The 23850-nt window shown below is 37.6% G+C and carries 24 protein-coding genes; 23 read left to right on the top strand and 1 reads right to left on the bottom strand.

Annotation, left to right across the window (positions count from 1 at the left end; all coding sequences use genetic code 11):
- Positions 1-4 precede the first annotated feature (4 nt).
- From smpB to IGL13_RS09850, 14 genes are all read left to right on the top strand, one after another.
- A complete protein-coding gene (smpB, locus tag IGL13_RS09915; RefSeq protein ID WP_002356550.1) occupies positions 5-469 on the top strand; it encodes an SsrA-binding protein SmpB in 465 nt (154 codons plus the stop codon).
- Between the two features lie 302 nt (positions 470-771).
- A complete protein-coding gene (gene atpB, locus IGL13_RS09910) occupies positions 772-1491 on the top strand; it encodes a F0F1 ATP synthase subunit A (RefSeq protein WP_002356551.1) in 720 nt (239 codons plus the stop codon).
- Positions 1492-1539: 48 nt separating this feature from the next.
- Positions 1540-1761 (top strand): ATP synthase F0 subunit C, encoded by a 222-nt coding sequence (atpE, locus tag IGL13_RS09905; protein WP_002356552.1) that lies wholly within the window; start codon positions 1540-1542, stop codon positions 1759-1761.
- 137 nt (positions 1762-1898) lie between these two features.
- Positions 1899-2429: a F0F1 ATP synthase subunit B gene (atpF, locus tag IGL13_RS09900; RefSeq protein WP_002365031.1), complete on the top strand. Its 531-nt coding sequence runs from the start codon at positions 1899-1901 to the stop codon at positions 2427-2429.
- The gene (gene atpH, locus IGL13_RS09895; RefSeq protein WP_002356554.1) at positions 2416-2958 is read left to right on the top strand and encodes an ATP synthase F1 subunit delta; all 543 of its coding nucleotides are present in this window, start codon (positions 2416-2418) and stop codon (positions 2956-2958) included. Before atpF ends, atpH begins: the two co-directional genes overlap by 14 nt.
- 28 nt (positions 2959-2986) lie before the next feature.
- Positions 2987-4543, top strand: a complete 1557-nt coding sequence (gene atpA / locus IGL13_RS09890; RefSeq protein WP_002356555.1) for a F0F1 ATP synthase subunit alpha — start codon at positions 2987-2989, stop codon at positions 4541-4543.
- Between the two features lie 15 nt (positions 4544-4558).
- The gene (locus IGL13_RS09885) at positions 4559-5467 is read left to right on the top strand and encodes a F0F1 ATP synthase subunit gamma (RefSeq protein ID WP_002356556.1); all 909 of its coding nucleotides are present in this window, start codon (positions 4559-4561) and stop codon (positions 5465-5467) included.
- Between the two features lie 73 nt (positions 5468-5540).
- Entirely contained in the window at positions 5541-6947 is a 1407-nt protein-coding gene (gene atpD / locus IGL13_RS09880) for a F0F1 ATP synthase subunit beta (RefSeq protein ID WP_002356558.1), read from the top strand.
- A 16-nt stretch (positions 6948-6963) separates the two neighbouring features.
- On the top strand, positions 6964-7383 hold the full coding sequence (locus IGL13_RS09875; protein ID WP_002356559.1) for a F0F1 ATP synthase subunit epsilon: 420 nt from the start codon (positions 6964-6966) through the stop codon (positions 7381-7383).
- Between the two features lie 188 nt (positions 7384-7571).
- Positions 7572-7808 (top strand): DUF1146 family protein, encoded by a 237-nt coding sequence (locus tag IGL13_RS09870; protein WP_002356560.1) that lies wholly within the window; start codon positions 7572-7574, stop codon positions 7806-7808.
- Positions 7809-7910: 102 nt separating this feature from the next.
- The gene (gene murA, locus IGL13_RS09865) at positions 7911-9212 is read left to right on the top strand and encodes a UDP-N-acetylglucosamine 1-carboxyvinyltransferase (RefSeq protein ID WP_002356562.1); all 1302 of its coding nucleotides are present in this window, start codon (positions 7911-7913) and stop codon (positions 9210-9212) included.
- 13 nt (positions 9213-9225) lie between these two features.
- Positions 9226-9402 (top strand): DNA-directed RNA polymerase subunit beta, encoded by a 177-nt coding sequence (locus tag IGL13_RS09860; RefSeq protein ID WP_002356564.1) that lies wholly within the window; start codon positions 9226-9228, stop codon positions 9400-9402.
- A gap of 127 nt (positions 9403-9529) precedes the next feature.
- Positions 9530-9898 (top strand): PTS glucitol/sorbitol transporter subunit IIA, encoded by a 369-nt coding sequence (locus IGL13_RS09855; protein WP_002356567.1) that lies wholly within the window; start codon positions 9530-9532, stop codon positions 9896-9898.
- A 4-nt stretch (positions 9899-9902) separates the two neighbouring features.
- Positions 9903-11072, top strand: coding sequence for an AI-2E family transporter (locus IGL13_RS09850; protein WP_002381494.1), 1170 nt, complete (start codon positions 9903-9905; stop codon positions 11070-11072).
- Positions 11073-11133: 61 nt separating this feature from the next.
- Here IGL13_RS09850 and IGL13_RS09845 read toward each other — a convergent pair whose 3' ends face one another.
- Positions 11134-11760, bottom strand: coding sequence for an FMN-dependent NADH-azoreductase (locus IGL13_RS09845; protein ID WP_002356569.1), 627 nt, complete (start codon positions 11758-11760; stop codon positions 11134-11136).
- A gap of 301 nt (positions 11761-12061) precedes the next feature.
- On the opposite strand from IGL13_RS09845, the gene licT reads away from it, so the two are divergent.
- The 9 genes from licT to IGL13_RS09800 all read left to right on the top strand — a co-directional run bounded on the left by licT (position 12062) and on the right by IGL13_RS09800 (position 23811).
- Positions 12062-12904 carry a BglG family transcription antiterminator LicT gene (licT, locus tag IGL13_RS09840; protein WP_002359608.1) on the top strand — a complete coding sequence of 281 codons (843 nt, stop codon included), beginning with the start codon at positions 12062-12064 and terminating at the stop codon, positions 12902-12904.
- 162 nt (positions 12905-13066) lie between these two features.
- A complete protein-coding gene (locus tag IGL13_RS09835; RefSeq protein ID WP_002378604.1) occupies positions 13067-14947 on the top strand; it encodes a beta-glucoside-specific PTS transporter subunit IIABC in 1881 nt (626 codons plus the stop codon).
- A 24-nt stretch (positions 14948-14971) separates the two neighbouring features.
- Positions 14972-16417, top strand: coding sequence for a glycoside hydrolase family 1 protein (locus IGL13_RS09830; protein ID WP_002356572.1), 1446 nt, complete (start codon positions 14972-14974; stop codon positions 16415-16417).
- Between the two features lie 181 nt (positions 16418-16598).
- Positions 16599-17168, top strand: a complete 570-nt coding sequence (locus tag IGL13_RS09825; RefSeq protein WP_002384153.1) for a guanylate kinase — start codon at positions 16599-16601, stop codon at positions 17166-17168.
- Between the two features lie 147 nt (positions 17169-17315).
- Positions 17316-17993 (top strand): TetR/AcrR family transcriptional regulator, encoded by a 678-nt coding sequence (locus IGL13_RS09820; RefSeq protein WP_002356574.1) that lies wholly within the window; start codon positions 17316-17318, stop codon positions 17991-17993.
- Between the two features lie 20 nt (positions 17994-18013).
- Positions 18014-19741: an ABC transporter ATP-binding protein gene (locus IGL13_RS09815; RefSeq protein ID WP_002356575.1), complete on the top strand. Its 1728-nt coding sequence runs from the start codon at positions 18014-18016 to the stop codon at positions 19739-19741.
- Positions 19738-21606 carry an ABC transporter ATP-binding protein gene (locus tag IGL13_RS09810; protein ID WP_002356577.1) on the top strand — a complete coding sequence of 623 codons (1869 nt, stop codon included), beginning with the start codon at positions 19738-19740 and terminating at the stop codon, positions 21604-21606. Before IGL13_RS09815 ends, IGL13_RS09810 begins: the two co-directional genes overlap by 4 nt.
- Before the next feature lie 162 nt (positions 21607-21768).
- Complete coding sequence (locus IGL13_RS09805; RefSeq protein WP_002356578.1) at positions 21769-22638, top strand: VOC family protein; 870 nt, start codon at positions 21769-21771, stop codon at positions 22636-22638.
- Between the two features lie 129 nt (positions 22639-22767).
- Positions 22768-23811: a serine hydrolase domain-containing protein gene (locus tag IGL13_RS09800; protein WP_002401887.1), complete on the top strand. Its 1044-nt coding sequence runs from the start codon at positions 22768-22770 to the stop codon at positions 23809-23811.
- Positions 23812-23850 lie beyond the last annotated feature (39 nt).

Below are 23850 nucleotides of genomic sequence, written 5' to 3'. Positions count from 1 at the left end.
GCTTATGCCAAAAGGGGAAGGAAAATTAATCGCACAAAACCGCAAAGCTAGACATGATTATTCAATTATCGATACGGTTGAAGCTGGGCTTGTTTTACAAGGAACAGAAATCAAATCTATTCGAAATGGTCGTATCAATTTAAAAGATGGTTTTGCACGAATTCGAAACGGAGAAGCCTTTTTGTATAATGTTCATATTAGTCCATATGAACAAGGCAATATTTTTAATCATGACCCATTACGTACCAGAAAATTATTATTACACAAAAAACAAATTAATAAGTTAATCGGCGAAACCAAAAATACAGGTATCACATTAGTACCTTTGAAGGTCTATATTAAAGACGGCTATGCCAAAGTTTTGATTGGTTTAGCTAAAGGGAAAAAGCAGTACGACAAGCGTGAAGACTTGAAACGTAAGGAAGTTGACCGACAAATCAGCCGAACATTAAAAAATAACCGACGTTAAAAATGTAAATTTATTCTTTTTCGCATATTTGCTTGCCTTTCTTCGGATTAGGTGTAAAATCTGGTAAGTGTTGAGTAAATGAATGTAAATGATTCATTTTTTAATCGCTTCGGAAAGCAGTACCACCCTGCATTAGATTGGTTTATGGAAAAGGTTTTCCAACCAATTTTCAACACATGAAATTTTAAAAGTAAACTATTTGTAAATTATCAACAAGTGGTGGTACGATAGCTTTGCCAGGGATTATCACTCAGGAGTAGGATGAAACTTCTGAAAGATTGTTGGAAAAGAGGTGAATTGATTTGGAAGAGAAGAAATTACTCTTCAATATCGGACCAATTTGGTTTGATGGAACCATTGTTTTGATGGTGCTGTTGACGTGTATCATTGTTTTCGCCTTTGTCTATGCTTGTACGAGAAATATGAAGCTACGACCTAAAGGCAAACAAACGGTCATCGAATGGTTAGTAGATTTTATTCGTGGAATCATTACAGACAATTTACCTCGTAAAGAAGTGAGCAATTTTCATTTAATGGCGTTTACCCTGTTCATGTTTGTACTTGTTTCAAACATCTTGGGTCTCGTTACAAAAATCGTTGTGGGCGACGATCTCAGCGTTTGGAAAAGTCCAACCGCCGATCCAATCGTAACCTTAACGTTAGCGATGATGATGATTGTCTTAACACACTTCTTTGGTATGAAACGCTTTGGTTTTAAAGGCTATCTAGTTAATAGTTATTTAAGACCCGTTGGTTTCTTACTACCGGTAAAATTAATGGAAGAATTCACGAATCTATTAACATTAGGCTTGCGTTTGTACGGAAACATTTTTGCCGGCGAAGTTCTATTGGGCTTAATTGCTGGAACCGTAGCAAGCGTCGGATTATGGGTTATCCCACTAGCAATTCCGCTAGAAATGATTTGGGTAGCATTCTCAATCTTTATTGGATGTATCCAAGCGTTTATCTTTGTGACACTTTCAATGGTTTATATGTCACACAAAATTGAAACAGAAGAATAATCAAGAAATACGAAGGACAAAAATTATCTTTTAGGAGGATTTTACACAATGGAAGGATTAAATTTTATCGCAGCAGCAATTGCAATTTTCGGTTCAGCTATCGGAGCCGCTATCGGTAACGGACAAGTTATTTCAAAAACAATCGAGTCAATGACTCGTCAACCAGAAATGTCTGGTCAATTAAGAACAACAATGTTTATCGGGGTCGCTTTAATCGAAGCTGTGCCAATTTTAGGTGTCGTTGTTTCTTTATTACTTTTATTCAGATAAGCAATAAAATGGAGGCAGGACGCTGATTATTATCGGGACCGTCACTGCTTTCTTCTATCTTTAGCCTTTTCAATAGCTGGTGATAAAGCAGTTGAAGAAGCTAAATCGATTTTTGCAGGAAAGGAAGTTGAGACTTCATGCTACTTACTACATTGGTAGTCGGTGAAACGGCTCCTAGTACCACACTAGGCACGATGATTGTTGTCAGTGGTGCATTTTTAATCTTGATGCTCTTATTAAAGAAATATGCATGGGGAGCAATCGTAGATATTTTGACACAACGTGAAGAAAAAATTGCCAACGATTTAGACTCTGCAGAACAATCTCGCGTAGCAGCAGCGAAAATGGAAAAAGAACGTCAACAACAATTACTTTCTTCCAGATCAGAAGCAGCTGAAATTATTAAAAACGCGAAAGAAAGTGGAGAACAGACTCGCCAAAAAACATTAAAAGAAACAACTGCGGAAGTTACTCGCTTACGCGAAAAAGCTCGGACAGATATTTCTCAAGAACGTGAAGAAGCATTGTCTTCAGTAAAAAATGAAGTGGCAGATCTTTCTCTTCAAATTGCAGCCAAAATTTTAAATAAAGAATTAACACCAGATGCACATGAAGCATTGATTGATTCTTATATTGAAAGTTTAGGTAAAGCAAATGAAACTAGATAAATATACAGTTGGTAAACGCTACGGCAAGGCTTTGTTTGAGTTGGCAGTTGAAAAGAACCAAGCTGAAGCAATTTATCAAGAATTATTGACGCTTCGCGAAGTCTATCACCAAGTACCTGGTATTGGCGATATTTTAAGTGATGATCGCTTAGAGCCTTATGAAAAAGACAGCATCATGGAAAAACTAGTAACAGGTTTTAGTGAAATGATGCAAAACTTTTTGCGAGTGGTTTACGAATATCGTCGCATGTACGATCTGCTCTTGATGATTGATGAATATGAACGACGTTATGATGAGCACCAAGGACTAATTTTGGGTTCAGTGACAACAGCCATTCCTTTATCAAAAGAACAACATCAAGCAATGGAAGAAAAAGCTGCCCAATTATTAGGGTATGAACAAGCGCATTTAGTCAATTTAATTGACCCGTCAATTGTCGGCGGAGTGGTTATTGAAGCAAACCATCAAGTAATCGATGGCAGCATCCGCAAACAATTAGAACATATGCAGCAGAAGTTATTAAAATAATCTTTAGGACTACAAAGAGGTGAATTGAATGGCTATCAAAGCAGAAGAAATCAGTGCCTTGATTAAAGAACAAATCGAAAACTATCAACAACAGCTTGCTGTTGAAGAAGTTGGAACAGTCACTTACGTCGGTGACGGAATTGCCCGCGCCCACGGTTTAGAAAATGCCATGAGTGGAGAACTTGTTGAGTTTTCAAACGGTTCATACGGAATGGCACAAAACTTAGAAACAAATGATGTAGGGATTATTATCCTTGGCGATTTTGAAACCATTCGTGAAGGAGATAAAGTACAACGCACAGGCAAAATCATGGAAGTACCCGTTGGGGAAGCTTTGATTGGCCGTGTCGTTAATCCATTAGGTCAACCATTAGATGGTTTAGGCGAAATTAAAACAGACAAAACACGTCCTGTGGAAGCAACAGCTCCCGGTGTTATGCAACGTCAATCTGTTGCTGAACCAATGCAAACTGGCTTAAAAGCCATTGATGCCCTAGTACCAATTGGTCGTGGACAACGGGAATTAGTTATTGGAGACCGTAAAACAGGGAAAACATCGATTGCAATTGATACAATTATTAACCAAAAAGGACAAGATGTAATTTGTATTTATGTAGCGATTGGTCAAAAAGAATCTACTGTTCGTAACCAAGTAGAAACACTTCGTAAATTTGGTGCCTTAGATTATACAATCGTTGTGACTGCAGGGGCTTCACAACCAGCACCATTACTTTACATTGCACCATATGCAGGAACTGCAATGGGTGAAGAATTCATGTATAACGGCAAACATGTCTTAATTATTTTTGATGACTTATCAAAACAAGCCGTGGCTTATCGTGAACTTTCTCTACTATTACGCCGTCCACCAGGTCGTGAAGCTTATCCAGGGGATGTCTTCTATTTACACTCACGTTTATTAGAACGTGCAGCTAAATTAAGTGATGAATTAGGTGGCGGTTCAATGACAGCCTTACCATTCGTTGAAACACAAGCAGGCGATATTTCTGCTTATATTCCAACAAACGTTATTTCAATCACTGATGGACAAATTTTCTTAGAAAGCGACTTGTTCTATGCAGGCACTCGTCCAGCCGTTGATGCTGGGTTATCTGTTTCTCGTGTCGGAGGATCAGCGCAAATCAAAGCAATGAAAAAAGTTGCCGGAACGCTTCGTTTAGACTTAGCTAGTTACCGTGAGTTAGAAGCCTTTACACAATTTGGCTCTGATTTAGATGCGGCAACACAAGCTAAATTAAACCGTGGTCGTCGTACGGTAGAAATTTTAAAACAAAAACTACATGCGCCACTGCCTGTAGAAAAACAAGTCTTAATTTTATATGCGTTAACACACGGCTTTTTAGATAGCGTGAGCGTAGATAAAATTTTACACTTTGAACAAGATTTATTCGATTATTTTGATGGCAAACATGCAGACTTATTGGAAACCATTCGTACTACGAAAGACTTACCAGATACTGATGCATTAGATGCAGCGATTACAGAGTTTTCTGAAATGTTTGCAGCGGCAAACAATAGCGGAGATTCAGCCAAAGAAGCTTTAGAAAAAATCGATAACGCATAAGAGAGGTGAGCGACATTGGGTGCTTCATTAAACGAAATCAAACAACGTATTGCATCAACAAAAAAGACAAGCCAAATTACCAAAGCGATGCAAATGGTTTCTGCAGCCAAATTGACCAAGTCAGAAGGCGCCTCTAAAAGCTTTCAAGAATATTCTTCAAAAATTCGTAGTGTCGTTACGCATTTAGTAGCTGCTCAGTTAAGTGAATTACGTGAAACAGAACAATCTTCTCTTAGTGAAGGGAGCTATCATGTGATGTTAGCACAACGACCTGTCAAAAAAACAGGCTATATCGTTATCACTTCTGATAAAGGGTTAGTTGGTGGCTACAATAGCTCAATCTTAAAACAAACCATGAGTATGATTCAAGAAGACCATGATTCTAATAAAGAATATGCCTTAATCGCCATTGGTGGTACAGGGGCGGATTTCTTTAAAGCACGCGGAATCGATGTTTCCTATGAGCTAAGAGGCTTAACGGATCAACCAACGTTTGAAGAAGTCCGTAAGATTGTGACAACGGCAACGACTATGTACCAAAACGAAGTGTTTGATGAATTGTATGTTTGTTATAATCACCACGTTAACTCACTAACGAGTCAGTTTCGTGTGGAAAAAATGTTGCCAATTACTGATTTAGATCCATCAGAGGCGACCTCTTACGAACAAGAATATCTTTTAGAGCCTTCACCTGAAGCAATCTTGGATCAATTATTACCACAATATGCAGAAAGCTTAATTTATGGGGCGATCATTGATGCGAAAACAGCAGAACATGCTGCTGGGATGACCGCCATGAAAACAGCCACTGACAATGCGCAAAATATTATTAGCGATTTAACAATTTCTTATAACCGTGCTCGTCAAGGGGCGATTACCCAAGAAATTACAGAAATTGTTGCTGGTGCAGCTGCACTAGAATAATCTAGTCTTACGTTTGAACGTTTATAAAAACGTTCAAAGCGTGTGACTTTATGAAGACTGGAGGAAAGAAATTATGAGTTCAGGAAAGATTGTTCAAGTAATCGGTCCCGTTGTTGACGTGGAATTTTCATTAGATCAATCCTTACCCGATATTAACAACGCTTTAGTCGTTTATAAAAATGGCGAAGCAAAACAAAAAGTAGTACTTGAAGTCGCTTTAGAACTAGGTGATGGAGTGATTCGTTCTATCGCCATGGAATCGACAGATGGTTTACAACGTGGAATGGAAGTTATCGATACAGGAAAATCAATTTCAGTTCCTGTTGGTAAAGATACATTGGGTCGTGTGTTTAACGTTTTAGGAGACACAATTGACTTAGAAGCGCCATTCCCTGCAGATGCTGAACGTAGTGGGATTCATAAAAAAGCGCCAGCATTTGATGAATTAAGTACCAGTAATGAAATTTTAGAAACAGGGATTAAAGTTATTGACTTATTAGCACCTTATCTAAAAGGTGGTAAAGTCGGACTTTTCGGTGGTGCCGGTGTTGGTAAAACCGTCTTAATTCAAGAATTAATTCATAACATTGCCCAAGAACATGGAGGGATTTCCGTCTTTACTGGTGTTGGTGAACGGACACGTGAAGGGAACGACCTGTACTATGAAATGAAAGATTCAGGCGTTATTGAAAAAACAGCCATGGTTTTTGGTCAAATGAACGAACCACCAGGTGCACGGATGCGTGTGGCCTTAACTGGGTTAACGATTGCTGAATATTTCCGTGATGTGGAAGGACAAGACGTGCTATTATTTATTGATAACATTTTCCGTTTCACACAAGCCGGTTCAGAAGTTTCTGCCCTTTTAGGTCGGATGCCGTCAGCCGTTGGTTACCAACCAACCTTAGCGACTGAAATGGGACAATTACAAGAACGGATTACTTCAACGAAAAAAGGATCAATTACCTCTATTCAAGCAATCTATGTTCCAGCCGATGACTATACCGATCCAGCGCCAGCAACAGCGTTTGCCCATTTGGATGCAACAACTAACTTGGAACGTAAATTAACCGAACAAGGGATTTATCCAGCGGTAGATCCGTTAGCTTCATCTTCTAGTGCCTTGGCTCCTGAAATTGTTGGAGAAGAACACTACGAAGTGGCTACCGAAGTGCAACATATTTTACAACGTTACCGTGAATTACAAGATATCATCGCTATTTTAGGGATGGACGAATTATCAGATGACGAAAAAGTACTTGTTGGTCGCGCACGCCGTGTTCAATTCTTCTTATCTCAAAACTTTAACGTTGCTGAACAATTTACAGGTCAACCTGGTTCTTATGTACCAGTTGCGGAAACAGTTCGTGGCTTTAAAGAAATTCTTGAAGGTAAACATGATAATCTGCCAGAAGAAGCCTTCCGTAGTGTCGGTAAAATTGAAGATGCCATCGAAAAAGCGAAACAATTAAACTACTAGAAAGGCGGCAAACACAATGGATAGTCTTACTGTGAATGTAGTAACGCCAAATGGTCTAGTTTATGACCACCATGCAAAAATCGTTGTGGCGAAAACAACAGATGGTGAAATTGGTATTTTACCAAAACATGCGCCAATCATCGTTCCGCTAGCGATTGATGAAGTCCGCATCAAACGGACCGATTCAGATACACATGTTGACTGGGTAGCTGTAAATGGTGGTATCATGGAAGTCCGTGATAATGTCGTTTCTATTATTGCCGATAGTGCCGAACGTGAACGAGATATCGATGTGCCTCGTGCTGAACGAGCAAAACAACGAGCAGAACGTTTAATTGAAGAAGCCAAAGCAAAAGACGACCGCGATCAACTACGTCGTGCGACTGTTGCTTTGCATCGAGCAATCAACCGGATCAACGTATCGAAACATGGGTAAAAAAGGCTGAAGGATTCAGTCACTTTTGTAGAGTTTAAGGCGCTTGCTATTGAGTCAGTTGCCTTAAACTCTATTTCTTCGTATTTTTTAATAAATAGTGTCAAATTTTGGCATTTCAAGTGGATTAATTATCGGTTTTTATTATTTTGTGATAAAATGTTCCTACGTTAGAAAAAAGGAGGCTCCTTATGCAATACTATGGAGTAGATGCTATTGTTCGAATCGTTAGTCATCTTATGTTCATTTACATAAGTTTTTGGGCGTTGCAATCATTGCGTATTGAGCAATTTTTCAAAACCCAATTTACACCGCAAATCAGAATGTTGATGGTATTTTTCGCCATCGCTATCGGATACACAGTTAGCTCGTTTGCTTTAGAATTGATTGCGCTTTGTCGAAATCTTTTCATTGTGTATTTTCCTTAAAAATTGAAAAATAAAAAAAGGTACAATTTTTAGTTGAATAATGGTATAATAGTAAAGATTTTGAATAGGAATACCTATTCTCATTTTTTTGGGGGGAACAAAATGGAACAAATTATTGTTCATGGTGGTAATACAAAATTAGAAGGAACTGTAAAAATTGAAGGCGCCAAAAACGCTGTTTTACCAATTTTAGCAGCTACTCTTTTAGCTGAAGAAGGCGTTACTACTTTAAAAAATGTACCAATTTTATCTGATGTATTTACAATGAATCAAGTAATTAAGCATTTGAATGTAGCCATTGATTTTGATGAAGACGCGAATGAAGTAACAATAGACGCAACACAACCTTTAGGGATCGAAGCAAACTATGAGTACGTTAGTAAAATGCGTGCTTCTATCGTTGTAATGGGACCTTTATTGGCTCGTAATGGTCATGCCAAAGTGGCAATGCCAGGTGGCTGTGCCATTGGGAAACGACCAATTGATTTACACTTAAAAGGCTTCCAAGCATTAGGTGCAAAAATCATCCAAAAAAATGGTTATATTGAAGCAATTGCGGATGAACTAATCGGTAACACTATTTACTTAGACTTCCCAAGTGTCGGCGCTACGCAAAACATTATGATGGCTGCTGTTCGTGCGAAAGGAACAACCATCATTGAAAACGTTGCTCGTGAACCTGAAATCGTTGACTTAGCAAACATTTTAAACAAAATGGGTGCCAATGTTATCGGTGCTGGAACAGAAACGATGCGTATCGAAGGCGTCGATAAATTACATGCCGTAGAGCATTCAATCGTTCAAGATCGAATTGAAGCAGGTACGTTCATGGTAGCTGCAGCAATGACTGAGGGCAATGTTTTAATTGAAGAAGCAATTTCTGAACATAATCGTCCGCTAATTTCTAAATTAACTGAAATGGGTGCAATCATTGAAGAAGAAGAAAATGGCATCCGTGTAATTGGACCAAAACATCTAAAACCAACAGATGTTAAGACAATGCCGCATCCTGGTTTCCCAACAGACATGCAAGCACAAATGACAGCGATCCAAATGTTTGCTGAAGGAACAAGCATCGTGACAGAAACAGTCTTTGAAAATCGTTACCAACACTTAGAGGAAATGCGTCGAATGAACGCTGACTTAAAAATTGACGGCAACATTGCCGTTATTAATGGTGGCAACGAGTTACAAGGAGCAGCAGTGGAAGCCACTGATTTACGGGCAGCTGCCGCATTGATTTTAGTAGGGTTACGTGCAAATGGCATTACACGTGTCTCTAATTTGAAATATTTAGATCGTGGCTATTATGAGTTCCATAAAAAACTTCAAAAATTAGGCGCGAACGTTGAACGTGTCAATGATGAAAAAATTGAAGAAAAACAAGCAACGACAGTAATCTAAAGGAGTCAAACGTATGAGTTCATTTCGTTATATTTTAGTAACATTATTGAAAATTCTAGTGGTCATTTCGTTAGTCATTATCTTATTTGTTGTGGGAACAATGATTGGTTATGGTTTGATTGGAAATGGGAATCCAATGGATGTCTTTGATGAAAAAATTTGGACTCATATTATGAACTTCTTTAAATAAAAACTTATTTTAAGGCGGTGAACAAAAGTCAATTGACGATTGTTCACCGCCTTTTCTTTTTCCTGAATATCTATTTTATTCTATGCTATAATAATAGAAGTAAGATAATGAAGGAGTGGGATGGAAGATGCAAGCAACCGTAACAGAAATAGGCAAACATGCAATCGATGATTCAGAAAAAATGATTATTCTTTTTGGAGAAACTGCTACCGATACCTTGAAGCAACATGCAGTTATTCAATCATTCCCAGAAAAAGACCAAGTTACCTTGGCAGAAGGAGATCATCTGAAAATTGGCGATACAAACTATACAATCACAAAAGTGGGTTCTTTTGCCAATAGTAACTTGCAAAGTATCGCTCACAGCACTTTAATCTTTGCTGATGCACCAACCGATGAGGATGATGTTATCCGAAATGGTGTTTATTTAACGCCCCATCAGTTACCAAAGATAACCATTGGAACAACAATTGATTATTTAGTAAATGGAGCGTGAATCAATGGATAAAAAACAAACGACTGATAAACGCCTGTCTTGGTTTTGGCGTTGGTTTTTAAATAATCAAGTAGTAACAGCCTTACTGATTGTCTTATTGGTGCTGTTAATTATTCTAACTTTTACGAAAGTTTCTTATTTATTTAAGCCCGTCTGGCAGTTTTTCGGCGTTGTCGGCTTACCAGTAATTATGGCGGGGATTTTATATTATTTATTAAATCCAATTGTCGATTATTTAGAGAAAAAACAAATCTCACGTGTCTGGAGTATTATCGGCCTATTTATTTTAATTGTGGCACTACTCATTTGGGGTGGTATTGTAATCGTTCCTAAAATTCGTGAGCAATCTGTCAGCTTTGTGAATCATTTTCCTCAATATATTGATACAATTGATCAAAAATCGCAGGAAATATTAAGTGATCCACTTTTCGCGCAATTTAGAGAACAACTTGAAGCGGCAGGCGATAAAGTTGTCAGTTCGTTAGGTACCATCATTAAAAACGTCTCAACGTTCACAGTACAAGGAATTGGTAATTTCTTTGGGGCGGTGGCTACGATCTTTGTCGCCATCATTACGATGCCGTTTATTCTATTTTATTTACTGAAAGATGGCAAAAACTTAGCGCCATATTTAATGAAGTTTTTACCAGTGAAGATGCGTAAACCAACCTTAAAAGTTCTTGCAGAAGTCAATGATCAAGTCTCTTCTTATATTAGAGGACAGTTAACTGTCGCTTTCGCAGTGGCAATTATGTTTATGATTGGTTTTTCTGTCATTGGCTTAGATTATGCAGTCACTTTAGGTATTGCAGCAGGCTTTTTAAATTTAATCCCTTATTTAGGGTCATTTTTAGCCATGATTCCAGCAGTCTTTTTAGGAATTGTCAGTGGGCCAGCCTTGTTAATTAAAGTCTTGATTGTTTTTGCCATTGAGCAAACGGTCGAAGGTCGGTTTATTTCACCACTTGTCCTAGGCAGTCAGTTATCCATTCATCCAGTCACCATTTTGGTTGTTTTATTAACGTCTGGTAAACTATTTGGGATTGTCGGGGTGATTTTAGGAATTCCTGTTTATGCCGCAGCTAAGGTGATAATTACACACATTTTTGAGTGGTACCAAATCGTTTCCGGTTTGTATGATGAAGATAAGCCAGATCAACAAGAATCTACGTAACAAAAGAGACAAGCAGTGAATGAACTGCTTGTCTCTTTTTGATGTAAATCACTCGGAAAATTTAGAATGTTTTACCGTATTCAGTTGCTTTGGTCATGGCAGTATTTAAAAGTTCTTCCGCGCGATCAGGGAAATGATCGATTCCTTCGATGAATAATCCGTCGACTTGCTCAACACCAATAAAGTTTAGAATCGCTTTAATGTATTGAGAAGCAAAATCTTTTCCTTCGTAGAAGCCGCCATTTGATTGGATGTGTAAGGCTTTTTTACCACTTGTTAGAGGTTTTGGTCCTTCTGCAGTATATTGGAATGTTTTTCCAGCAACGTTGATTGTATCTACCCAAGCTTTTAAGCGTGTCGGTACGTTTAAGTTCCACATTGGATTAGCAATTACTACTTTGTCTGCAGATAAAAATTGATCAGTTAATTCATTAAAACGAGCCACTTTTTGTTGTTGGTTTTCGCTTAATGTTTCAAATGCTGCGCCAGCGCGAAGTGCACCCCAAGCAGATAATAATTCTTCATCGATTTCCGGCATGTTTGTTTCTGGTGCATAAACATCTAAAATTTCGATTTCGTCTGATGGATTTGTTTCACGGTATGAAGCTAAAAATGTTTCTAACGCACGAACTGAGCGTGATTCTTCTTTTGTTAATGGATGTGCTTTAACAACTAATAATTTTGACATTGTGTAATCTCCTTAAAATAAATAGTTTAAAAATTCAACATCTCTATTTTACTAATAAAAAGTAAGAGAAAGCAAGTCTTTTTTTTACTTTTAGTAAACTTTTTTTTAAAATGGATCAACAGAGTAAAAAATAAATAAAAATATTTTTTTGGAAAGGCTTGCATATTAAAAAAAAGCATGCTATTATTACTTTGTAAATAAGGATTGTTACTGCTTTGCAGGCAAAACCAGAGTCTTCCATTAACACAATCAGTGGAGGGATTCTGGGCTTTTTTTATAAAAAAGTGAGGTTGCATTCATCATGAGGATTGAAAAAGTTTTAAATAATAATGTCGTGCTTTCAAGAAATGAGCAAGGCGAAGAAATTGTTTATATGGGACGCGGCTTAGCCTTTCAAAAGAAGATTGGAGACACGATCAATCCAGATTATGTTGAAAAGGAATTCGTGTTAAAGGACTCCGCTATGGCAGGGCAATTCCAGCAGCTGTTTGAAGACGTCCCCACCAAAGAAGTAGAAGTCGTCAAACAAATCGTTGATTTAGCAGAAACAACGCTAGCGATTGAGCTTTCATCAAATATTTATTTAACTTTAACGGATCATATTCACTATGCGTTACTTCGAGCCAAAGAAGGAATTGATATTCCGAATCCTCTTGTATTCGAAACACGCAAATTTTATCCTAAAGAATTTGAAATCGCAAAGCAAGCATTAGCGATTATTGCTGAAAAGCTAGGGGTTCAATTTTCAGAAAATGAAGCGGGCTTCATTGCTTTTCATATTGTGAATGCTGAACAAGGAAATGGCAATATGGAAGTTACCATGGAAGCAACCAAGATGGTTCGTGATATTTTAACGATTATTAGTCGCTACTTTGGACAGGTGTTTGATGAAGATTCATTGAACTATCAACGAATTGTTACACATCTTCAATATTTTGCGCAACGTTATTTAAAACAAGAAGCGCATGATGAGGAGGACGAATTTCTTTTTGCATTGGTCCAAGGAAAGTATCCTAAGGCGTTTCAAGCGGTCCAACGTATTAATGAGTATTTATTAAAAAGCTATGATCGACCAATTGATCAAGCGGAAATGATTTATTTAACCATTCATATCCAAAGAGTGGTCAATGATAAAAAAGCATAACAACCAATAATCGCGGATTGTTACTGATAATGCAGGCAAAACCTAGATTGAAAAAACCGATAACGATTTTCGCAGACTGCGCAGCTGTGAAGAGAAGGATCTGGCTCTTTTTCAATGTAGGTTTTTTTGATATTAAAAATTAATGGAAATGAGGATCTAGAGATGAGTAAAAATCAAGAAATTGCAGCACGTGTGTTAAAAGCTGTTGGGGGCGAAGGCAACGTTAATAGTGTTGTTCACTGTGCTACACGCTTACGTTTTAAATTAAAAGATGAGAATAAAGCAGATACAGCTGCATTGAATGCTGACCCAGATGTTATTCAGGTAGTTCAAAGTGCAGGACAATATCAAGTGGTTATTGGCAGTCACGTTAGTGATGTCTATAAGGATTTGATGGCTAACAGTGGACTAGGTAATGATTCTGATAATAGAGAAAAAGAAAGTGGCGGAAATATCTTTAACCGTTTAATTGATATTATTTCTTCTATTTTTACACCGTTTTTAGGTGCAATGGCCGGCGCTGGGGTTCTAAAAGGCTTCTTAACATTGGCTGTAACTATGGGCTGGTTAGCTGACACTTCAGGCGTATATCTTGTTCTCTTTTCGATTGCAGATGGTTTATTTACTTTCTTACCAATTATGTTAGCGTTTACGGCTGCTAAAAAATTCAATACTAATCCCTTTTTAGCGGTTGCTTTGGCGATGGCCTTAGTTCATCCCAGCATTACTGCTTTAGCAGGCAAAACAATTAGCTTTGCTGGTCTTCCAGTGATTATTGGGCCAAGTGGCTATACTTCTTCGGTTTTACCAATTATTTTGGCTGTTTTTGCACAAAGTTATGTGGAACGTTTCTTCAAAAAAGTAATTCCGAGTTTTCTACAAATTATCTGCGTTCCGTTAGCTGTTTTCCTTATTATGGCACCTGTTACCTTCTTAGCTATTGGTCCTATCGGGACGGTCATCGGCGATTGGTTGGGACAAGGATACAACGCAATTTACGCTTTTAGTCCAATTATCGCAGGGTTATTAATGGGTTCGTTGTGGCAAGTCTTGGTAATGTTTGGTATGCATTGGGGCTTTGTACCAATTATGATGTTAAACTTAACACAAGGTGGCGATACGATGGTACCGATGTTATTACCAGCCGTTATTGCACAAGGCGGGGCTGCTTTAGCTGTCTTTTTCCTAACAAAAAATGTGAAACTAAAAGGTTTGGCTTTGTCTTCAAGCATTACAACTATTTTTGGAATTACTGAACCAACTGTATATGGCGTGACTTTACCATTGAAAAAACCATTTATTGCAGCTTGTATTGGTGGCGGTATCGGTGGTGCATTTGTGGCTATGAATCACGTGAAAAACTTTACGTTTGGCTTGGTTAGTATGTTGAGCTTACCTGGGTTTATTCCTGCAGAGACAAAAGATACTGCACCGATGATTACTGGTGCAATTGGTGCTGGAATTGCCTTTATCATTGCGTTTGTCTTAACGTTTGTCTTACGTTTTGAAGATCAACCTAATCCAGAAACAGCAACTGAAAAAACAGAAACTGATAAGATGGTGGCACCTGTAAAAACGAATCAAGAAGACAAAATTATTTTAGCAAGTCCACTTCAAGGTGAAATTTTACCGCTAGAAAAAGTACAAGACCCTGTTTTTGCTTCAGGTGCTTTAGGAAAAGGTGTTGCAATTGAGCCGACTGAAGGCAAACTGTATGCACCCGCAGATGGTGAAATCACCACATTATTTCCGACAGGACATGCTGTTGGCTTGACGACAACAGAGGGCGTTGAATTATTAATGCATATTGGCATGGATACAGTCGAATTAGATGGTAAAGGATTTGAATTATCAGTGAAACAAGGTGATTCTGTTAAAAAAGGAGATTTGCTGGTTACTTTTGATATTGCTGCCATTAAAGAAGCTGGTTATCCAGTAGTTACACCGATTGTGGTAACGAATACGAGTGATTATTTAGATGTTTTGGATATGAACCAAACAGACGTGTTACATGGTGAAGACTTTTTAGCCATTATTAAATAAAAGACAATTGGAGGAGGAACAAGCATGACAACAACGACAAAATTTCCAAAAGGATTTTTATGGGGCGGTGCGACCGCAGCCAATCAATTAGAAGGGGCTTACTTAGCCGATGGTAAAGGGTTATCTGTGGCAGATGCGATGCCGGGAGGAAAACAACGTTTCGCTATTTTAGGAGATGAAGCGTTTGATTGGACGATTGACGAAACGAAATATCGCTACCCTAATCATACAGGAATTGATCACTATGATCGCTTTAAAGAGGACATTGCGTTGTTTGCTAAAATGGGCTTCAAATGTTATCGGTTTTCAATTGCGTGGTCGCGTATTTTTCCACAAGGAGATGAAACACAACCGAATGAAGCCGGCTTGAAATTTTATGATGCGGTTATCGATGAATGCTTAAACTATAACATTGAACCAGTAATTACGATTTCTCATTATGAAATGCCACTGCATTTAGCGAAAGAATACGGCGGGTGGAAAAATCGCCAATTAGTTGACTTTTATGAACGTTTTGCGGAAACTGTTTTAACACGTTACCACCAAAAAGTTAACTATTGGATGACATTCAATGAAATTAATTCAGCGTTCCATTTCCCAGCACTTAGTCAAGGATTGGTGAAAAGCAATGGAGCCAATGATTATCAAAACATTTTCCAAGCATGGCATAATCAATTTGTTGCAAGTAGTAAAGCTGTAAAAATTGGCCATGAATTAAATCCAGAATTACAAATTGGATGTATGATTATTTATGCAACAACGTATGGCATTGATTCGAATCCAGTCAATCAAGTTGCTACAATGATTGAAAACCAAGAGTTTAATTATTATTGTACAGATGTTCAAGTTCGTGGTGAATATCCAGCATACGCAGAACGCATGTATCAAAAATATGCTGTGAAAGACTTAGTTATTGAAGAAGGCGATTTAGAATTATTAAAAGAATACCCAGTGGATTACATTGGCTTTAGTTATTATATGTCGACTGCTGTCGATGTTACTGGTACTACCAACGATACAGCAAATGGGAATCTTTTAGGCGGCGTTAAAAATCCCTTCTTAGAAGCAAGTGAATGGGGTTGGCAAATTGATCCCGAAGGCTTACGAATTGCCCTAAATGAATTATATAATCGTTATCAAAAACCTTTATTTATTGTGGAAAACGGCTTAGGTGCAATTGATAAAGTAGACGAAAATTTCTATGTGGCAGACGACTATCGGATTGATTATTTACGTCGTCATATTGAAGCAATGGCAGAAGCAGTTGCAGACGGCGTCGATTTAATGGGCTATACGCCGTGGGGCTGTATTGATTTAGTCAGTGCTTCCACAGGTGAAATGAGTAAACGGTATGGGTTTATTTACGTTGATTTAGACGATGAAGGAAATGGTACTAAAAACCGTTATGAAAAAAAATCGTTTAATTGGTACAAACAAGTTATTGAAACTAATGGACAAAACTTAGACTAGTTATTGTAATTAAACAAAACAAGATAAGCGTAGTAGGTTGTTGCTTCTGTTCCCGCCGTTTATTAATTTTTAAGCTTGGACCAAAAATCTAAAGTGATTTTTGGCCCAAGCTCTTTTTTGTCAATTTTTCAAAATAGTGCACAATACGTTATAATAGAAACAACTGAGAGGAGCGTTTCTAATGATTAAGCAATTACAACATCCATTTTTTGTTATTATGGGTCCGAGTGGTTCTGGCAAGACCGCAATTACAAGTAAGGTTTTTCCGAAAAACTATAAAGTTATCTCGCATACTACGAGGAAAAAACGATTGGATGAAGTGGATGGTGTGGATTACTATTTTGAAACAAAAGCAAGTTTTCAAACCTTGATTGAAACCAATCAGTTAGTGGAGTATGATTTTTACCATGGAAACTATTACGGTGTCGGTGTAGATGCCATCGTTGAAACAACGAAAGAGCATCCAGCCTATAATGCGTTAACTTTTCCAGGCTTTCAAGCGGTCTTTGAGCGTTTCGGCGAGTCCGTCATTCCAGTTTTTTTTGACGTTTCAAAAGAAAATATTTATCAACGTTTAAAACAACGAGAATCTGATCCTAAAATTATTGAAGAACGTTTAAACCTTTATGATCAAGAAATTCTTATCAAAAACCAATTGGAACAATATCCTAATTATCAACGAATAGATGCCAATGGACCTATAAAAGAGGTCGCTGGCTTGTTACAAGAATGCATCAAACACTATTATTAATCAAGCAACTGGTGAGACAGAATCTAACATCAATTTTGTCTTGCTAGGTGCTTGATTTTTTTTGTAAAAAACTTGCATTCTGAATAGAGAGTGCTATAATGACATGGTGTCATATGACAATGTGTCATAAAAGGGAGGAACACAAATATGCCTACGAATACGTTTTTTCATTTGCCAGAAGAAAAGCAACAACGCTTATTAGATGCTGCGCAAATTGAATTTTCGCGCCATTCTTTACAAGAAGCGTCAATTGCAAATATTGTTAAATTAGCGGGAATTCCGCGCGGTAGCTTTTATCAATATTTTGAGAACAAAGAAGATTTGTATTTTTATTACTTTGCGACATTAAGAAAAAATAGTGAACGAGATTTAGAGAAACAAATTATTGCGGAAGATGGCGATTTAATCGAAGCCATGGATGTCTATTTCTCCAAAATGATTGTCGAAGTGCTAACTGGAGAGAATGCTTCTTTCTATCGGAATTTATTTGTCAACATGGACTATCGTGCTTCACGTCGGGTGACAGATAATTTAGCGACTGGTGAAGAGGAAAAAAATAGGAAACAGCACTGTCATAAGCATAGAGGAAGAAAAGGCCATGCTGCCTATGCAGAACATCTTTATCAAATAATCGATCGTTCGAAATTAACCATTGAAACGCCAAAAGAATTCACATGGTTCATGCAGACGGCGATGCATGCCGTTTTCTCAACAATTGTTGACGGGTATCGTCAACAAAGAGAAAATCCCGCCTATGATTCAACTGAAGCAGTCAAACAATTAAAAATGAAATTAAATTGGTTGAAAAATGGCGCTTATAAGTAGCAAAAAGGAGGAGAAGTTAGTTGATTAAACTAGTCAAACGGATGTCGTTATGGTCGGTCTTTGCAGCGGTTTTATTTATGATCGTGCAAATTATCGCAGATTTATATCTGCCCACATTAACATCTAATATCATTAATGACGGTGTCGCTAAAGGAGATATTAACTATATTTGGAGTACAGGAGTTGTCATGTTAGGCTTTTCTTTGATTAGCATTGTCGCTTCTATTGGAAATACCTTTTTTGCCACCAAAGAATCACAAAGTTTAGGTAAAAAATTACGGACTGATATTTATCGAAAAGTTGAAAATTTTTCTAATAATGAATTTGACAAATTTGGGACAGCTTCGCTAATTACACGAACAACCAATGATGTCAATCAGATTCAAATGGTTATGCAAATGTTTTTACGTTTAATGATTAACGCACCTTTAACGTTAATTGGTGCAAGTTTTATGGCGTATAACAAGGACCCACAATTAACGAAAATTTTTCTATATGTTTTACCAATTATGGCTGTTTTAGTGGGAGGTATCATGTTTTTAGCGGTTCCGTTATTTAAGAGCATGCAAAAGAAAACCGACCGTTTAAATTTAGTTTTTCGTGAAGGACTGACAGGAGTTCGTGTGATTCGGGCCTTTGGCAAAGCAAACTATGAAGAACAACGTTTTGATGAAGCCAATAAGGATTATACACAAACGGCGATTAAAGTGAATACGATTGTCGCTTTGATGATTCCTTTAATGACACTCATTATGAGTGGTACCAATATTGCAATCACTTGGTTTGGCGGTCATTATATTGCGGAAATGCAACTAGAAGTAGGGAACTTAATTGCCTTTATGACTTATGCCATGCAAATTCTGATGAGTTTCATGATGTTATCTATGATTTTTGTCATGGTACCGCGGGCGCAAGCTTCTGCTGATCGGATTAATGAGGTGCTAAATACTGATTCAGAAATCAAAGATGTACCCAATCCAGAACTACTCTCTCTAAAAGGCGACAAAGCAACATTGGCGTTTGAACATGTTAATTATCGTTACCAGCATGCTGAAAACTTAGCACTGGAAGATATAGATTTTTCAGCAAAATCTGGGGAGACGGTCGCAATTATTGGTGGGACAGGTTCTGGGAAAACAACGCTGGTTAATCTTTTACCACGTTTTTATGATGTTGAATCTGGCAAGATTTTGCTAAATGGTAAAAACATTAAAGATACGTCACAGCATAATTTACGAGAAATGATTGGCTTTGTACCGCAAAAGGCTGTTTTATTTACAGGAACGATTCGTGAAAATATGCAATACGGCGCCCCAAATGCGACCGATGAAGAAATTTGGCAAGCCTTAGAAATCGCGCAGGCGAAGGCGTTTGTTTCAGAATTGGCAGAAGGTTTGGATAGTCATGTCGAACAAGGCGGCGGTAATTTTTCTGGCGGACAACGCCAGCGGTTGGCTATTGCTCGTGCTTTAGTAAAACCAGCAGATGTCTATGTTTTTGATGATTCCTTTTCTGCATTGGATTTCAAAACAGATGCTAATTTAAGAAAAGCCTTAAAAGAGCAGATGACGGATGCAATTGTCGTTTTAGTGGCCCAACGTGTAAGTACGGTTATGGAAGCATCGACAATTTTAGTATTAGACGAAGGAAAATTAGTTGGTAAAGGAACGCATGAAGAGTTATTAGCGAATAACCAAACGTATCAAGAAATTGTACATTCTCAATTGAGAGAGGAGGACCTTGCATGAGTAGTCGACCAAAAGGCGGACCAATGGGCGGTGGACCAGGACGCAACATTGGCGCAAAAGGGCCAAAACCAAAAAATTTCTGGAAAACAGTGAAACGTTTATTTCGATACATGTCTAAACGAATGCTGTCAATTATTGCTGTCTTAGTGTTAGCAATCGCAGCCGTCGTTTTCCAAATTCAAACACCAAAAGTATTAGGACAGGCAACAACTGAAATTTTTAAAGGCGTCATGAAAGGCGCTGCTGAAATGAAACAAGGCTTAAAAATAACATCTTTTCCAATTGATTTTGACAAAATCGGTCAAATTTTATTAATTGTTATTGCCATGTACCTTATTTCTGCTGTCTTTAATTTCTTGCAGCAAGTAATTATGACACGTGTTTCACAGCGAACAGTTTATGAATTACGTCAAGAATTAGAAGCGAAAATGAACAAAGTTCCAATTTCCTATTATGATACTCATAGTAATGGGGACATCATGTCGCGGGCAATTAACGACATGGATAATATTGCGAGTACTTTACAACAAAACTTAACCCAATTAATTACCAGTATCGTGACATTTGTGGGTGTACTTTGGATGATGCTGACCATTAGCTGGCAGTTAACACTAATTGCCTTAGCAACAGTGCCATTAAGTTTAATTGTTGTGATGGTTGTGGCGCCTCGCTCGCAAAAACATTTTGCGGCTCAACAAAAAAGCTTAGGATTATTGAATAACCAAGTCGAAGAAACCTACGGTGGTCACGTAGTAGTAAAAAGTTTCAACCACGAAGAAAGTGATCAAGAAGTATTTGAAAAAGAAAATGAAAAATTATATCATGCTGGTCGCAAAGCACAATTTATTTCAGCGATCATTATGCCTTTAATGAACTTTATCAAAAATCTAGGCTATGTGTTTGTTGCAGTCCTTGGTGGCGTAAAAGTAGCGAATGGTATGATGGATTTAGGGGATGTCCAAGCATTTCTTCAATATACCAATCAATTTTCACAACCGATTACTCAAATCGCTAATTTAATGAATACAATCCAAGCTACGGTGGCTTCGGCAGAACGTGTCTTTGAAGTATTAGATGAAGAAGAAATGGTGGATGAACCTTCTGGCGTACCAGTGGAAACAGATAGTCCTTATCGTGTTTCTTTTGAACATGTTGCTTTTGGCTATTCACCAGAGAAATTATTAATGAAAGATTTCAATTTAAATGTTAAACCTGGGGAAATGGTCGCAATCGTGGGCCCAACAGGTGCTGGGAAAACAACCCTAATTAACTTATTGGAACGCTTCTATGATATTAGTAGCGGCAGCATCAAATATGATGGCGTAGATACGCGCGATTTATCTCGCGAAGAGTTGCGAGCACACTTTTCAATGGTTCTTCAAGATACTTGGTTGTTCACTGGAAGTATCTATGACAATATTCATTATGGTAATGACCAAGCGAGCGAAGAAGAAGTGATCCGTGCGGCGAAAGCAGCCCATGTGGATGATTTTGTCAGAAAATTACCAGAAGGCTATCAAACGATTCTAAATGAAGAAGCCAGCAATATTTCTCAAGGTCAACGACAATTAATTACAATTGCTCGAGCATTCTTAGCAAATCCAGACGTTTTAATTTTGGATGAAGCCACCTCAAGTGTGGACACTCGAACAGAAATACTGATTCAAGCAGCAATGAATCGTTTATTGGAAAATCGGACCAGCTTTGTAGTCGCTCATCGCTTGTCGACTATCCGTGATGCCGATACGATTATCGTTATGGCAGAAGGTTCAATTGTAGAAACAGGAACCCACGATGAATTAATGGCGAAAAACGGTTTTTATGCTGACTTATATAACAGTCAGTTTTCAGAAGAAGTAGCCTAAAAGGCGAAGCAAAAAAATAGTAATTCATGATGAGGCTTCAGGAACCATAGTCGTAAAGACTGGTTCCTGAAGCCTTATTTTTTTAACAAAAAGTTAGCGAAATTGAAAAATTTCTATTTTCTTTTGAGAAAAACAGGATATTACTTGATGAAATAGCAAGAGATGTATAAAATGGGAGAGAAGAAAATGGAGGTAACAGAAAAAATGACTGAATTTCAATTAGAAAAAGCTGCGACATTAAAAACAATTGCCATTCGTGCGAAAAAAGTTGGCGAAATGGTCGACTTTTATAAAAAAGTAATGGGTTTTGTTTTAAAGTCAGAAGAAAATAACCTGTCTATCTGGGGTACACGTGAAGCAGGAACGCAATTATTAATTTTAGAAGAAACTAGAAAAGCCGAAGATTTTCATAATGAAGAAAAACAAATGGCTTATTTTTCAATTAAAGTTCCTACGGAAAAAGAATTTTTACAAATTGCTCAACGAGTGCTTGAACAAGACTACCCAATTGATGAAAGTTTCCAAATTGGCACACGTCAAAGCATGTTCATTACTGATCTTGAAGGCAATCAATTTGAGATTTTTCACGATGAAGCAACAGCAAATTCGACTTCTGAAAAGCAACCAATTGTGCTTAAAGATCTTATCAGTGAGGACTTAGAGCCACATCAAGGGTTAGCCGCTGGCTCATATTTAGCGCATGTGCAATTAAAAACAAACAATCAAAAAGAAATAAAAGCATACTATGAGGAAGTTCTGGGTTTAAAACGCAATGAAAAAGATCAATTTGTTTTAGAAGATGGCAAAGCAACTATTGGATTCCAAAAACCTGAAACAAGTGAAGTGGATCAATTACCTGATCCACACTTAGGTTTAGATTTCTTTACCATTAAGCTCTCTGATCAAGACCATATTTTAGCAATAGAGCAACAATTAACGGCAAAAAATCAAGAGTTCTTTATTGACCAGAAAAAAGCAATTGTCACTGTGTTTGATCCAATTGGCTTGGAATGGTGGTTTGTCTTAAAATAAACGCTTAGACAGACAAAATAAGCTTGTTTTAGCAAGTCTGGAATAAAGTCGGAATAAAAGTTTAACGCTACTTTTGTTCGGAACTTATTCTAGACTTTTCCTTTAATATTAAAAATAGAAGGTGAAAAAATGTACGAAAAAACAAAGTGGAAAATTCAAAAAATGATGAAAAAAGGTGTTTTTTCGGGGGCTAGTTTTTGTTTCATTGAAGGTGAAAAAGAGGAGAGCAATTGTTGGGGACTGGCACAAGTAAAACCCACCAAAGAACAATTAACCTCGGCCATGCTGTTTGATGTGGCTTCTTTAACCAAAGTAGTCGGCACCACCACCGTTATTTTGCAATTAGTGGAAGAAGGAAAAATTATTCTAGATCAATCATTACAAACTTATTATCCCTCTTTTCAAGATTCTAATATTACAATCCGGCATTTGTTGACACATACGGCAGATTTACAAGGCTATATTCCTAATCGTGATCAGCTGAATGCCCAAGAATTAAAAGACGCCTACAATCATTCATTTCACGCAGGCAAAGCAATAGGTAAAAAAGTCGTCTATACAGATGCAGGGACTATTTTATTAGGCTTTATGTTAGAAGAAATGTTCCAACAATCAATGATAGAAATTTTATCTGAGCGAGTATTGCTTCCTTTAGGGATGAACGAAAGTACGTTTCTACCAAAGAATCCTTTAAACTGTGTGCCAACAGAATTACATGAACAACGAGGGTTGATTCGAGGTACAACCCATGATCCTAAGGCATTTGTTTTACGGGAACATGCAGGGAATGCTGGCTTGTTTAGCAATGTCTATGATTTAACAAAATTTGTTCGAATGTATTTAAATCGAGGCAGTTATCACAATCACCAATTCTTGAAAAAAGAGACAATTGATTTGTTACTAGTTAACCAAGTGCCAGCTGCAGATAAACCACGTTCTCTAGGCTGGGATTTTAAATATGATGTAGCTACGCAACGGCCATTATTATTCCATACAGGCTATACAGGCACTTTTTTGCTAATTGATGTGCAACAACAATCAGCGTTTATCTTTTTATCTAATCGAGTCCATCCAGAGGACCACCGGAACACTTATATCGAAGAAAGAGATCAGTTGTTGGCAACCTATTTAAAAGAGAAATCATCAGTTTCAGATGAAATGACTAGTTTTTAGTGATATAATGAGAGCGAATTCAATTTGGGAGGTCACAGT

The organism is Enterococcus sp. DIV1937 (assembly GCF_050535975.1).
GTDB lineage: Bacteria > Bacillota > Bacilli > Lactobacillales > Enterococcaceae > Enterococcus > Enterococcus faecalis.
Note: the sequence above shows the minus strand (reverse complement) of the source record. Positions and strands in the feature narration are given on the sequence as shown.

Coding starts and splice junctions, on each gene's coding strand:
- smpB (WP_002356550.1), top strand. CDS start 5: ATGCCAAAAGGGGAAGGAAAATTAATCGCACAAAACCGCAAAGCTAGA.
- atpE (WP_002356552.1), top strand. CDS start 1,540: ATGGAAGGATTAAATTTTATCGCAGCAGCAATTGCAATTTTCGGTTCA.
- atpF (WP_002365031.1), top strand. CDS start 1,899: ATGCTACTTACTACATTGGTAGTCGGTGAAACGGCTCCTAGTACCACA.
- atpH (WP_002356554.1), top strand. CDS start 2,416: ATGAAACTAGATAAATATACAGTTGGTAAACGCTACGGCAAGGCTTTG.
- atpA (WP_002356555.1), top strand. CDS start 2,987: ATGGCTATCAAAGCAGAAGAAATCAGTGCCTTGATTAAAGAACAAATC.
- atpD (WP_002356558.1), top strand. CDS start 5,541: ATGAGTTCAGGAAAGATTGTTCAAGTAATCGGTCCCGTTGTTGACGTG.
- IGL13_RS09875 (WP_002356559.1), top strand. CDS start 6,964: ATGGATAGTCTTACTGTGAATGTAGTAACGCCAAATGGTCTAGTTTAT.
- IGL13_RS09870 (WP_002356560.1), top strand. CDS start 7,572: ATGCAATACTATGGAGTAGATGCTATTGTTCGAATCGTTAGTCATCTT.
- murA (WP_002356562.1), top strand. CDS start 7,911: ATGGAACAAATTATTGTTCATGGTGGTAATACAAAATTAGAAGGAACT.
- IGL13_RS09860 (WP_002356564.1), top strand. CDS start 9,226: ATGAGTTCATTTCGTTATATTTTAGTAACATTATTGAAAATTCTAGTG.
- IGL13_RS09855 (WP_002356567.1), top strand. CDS start 9,530: ATGCAAGCAACCGTAACAGAAATAGGCAAACATGCAATCGATGATTCA.
- IGL13_RS09850 (WP_002381494.1), top strand. CDS start 9,903: ATGGATAAAAAACAAACGACTGATAAACGCCTGTCTTGGTTTTGGCGT.
- IGL13_RS09845 (WP_002356569.1), bottom strand. CDS start 11,760: ATGTCAAAATTATTAGTTGTTAAAGCACATCCATTAACAAAAGAAGAA.
- licT (WP_002359608.1), top strand. CDS start 12,062: ATGAGGATTGAAAAAGTTTTAAATAATAATGTCGTGCTTTCAAGAAAT.
- IGL13_RS09835 (WP_002378604.1), top strand. CDS start 13,067: ATGAGTAAAAATCAAGAAATTGCAGCACGTGTGTTAAAAGCTGTTGGG.
- IGL13_RS09830 (WP_002356572.1), top strand. CDS start 14,972: ATGACAACAACGACAAAATTTCCAAAAGGATTTTTATGGGGCGGTGCG.
- IGL13_RS09825 (WP_002384153.1), top strand. CDS start 16,599: ATGATTAAGCAATTACAACATCCATTTTTTGTTATTATGGGTCCGAGT.
- IGL13_RS09820 (WP_002356574.1), top strand. CDS start 17,316: ATGCCTACGAATACGTTTTTTCATTTGCCAGAAGAAAAGCAACAACGC.
- IGL13_RS09810 (WP_002356577.1), top strand. CDS start 19,738: ATGAGTAGTCGACCAAAAGGCGGACCAATGGGCGGTGGACCAGGACGC.
- IGL13_RS09805 (WP_002356578.1), top strand. CDS start 21,769: ATGTATAAAATGGGAGAGAAGAAAATGGAGGTAACAGAAAAAATGACT.
- IGL13_RS09800 (WP_002401887.1), top strand. CDS start 22,768: ATGTACGAAAAAACAAAGTGGAAAATTCAAAAAATGATGAAAAAAGGT.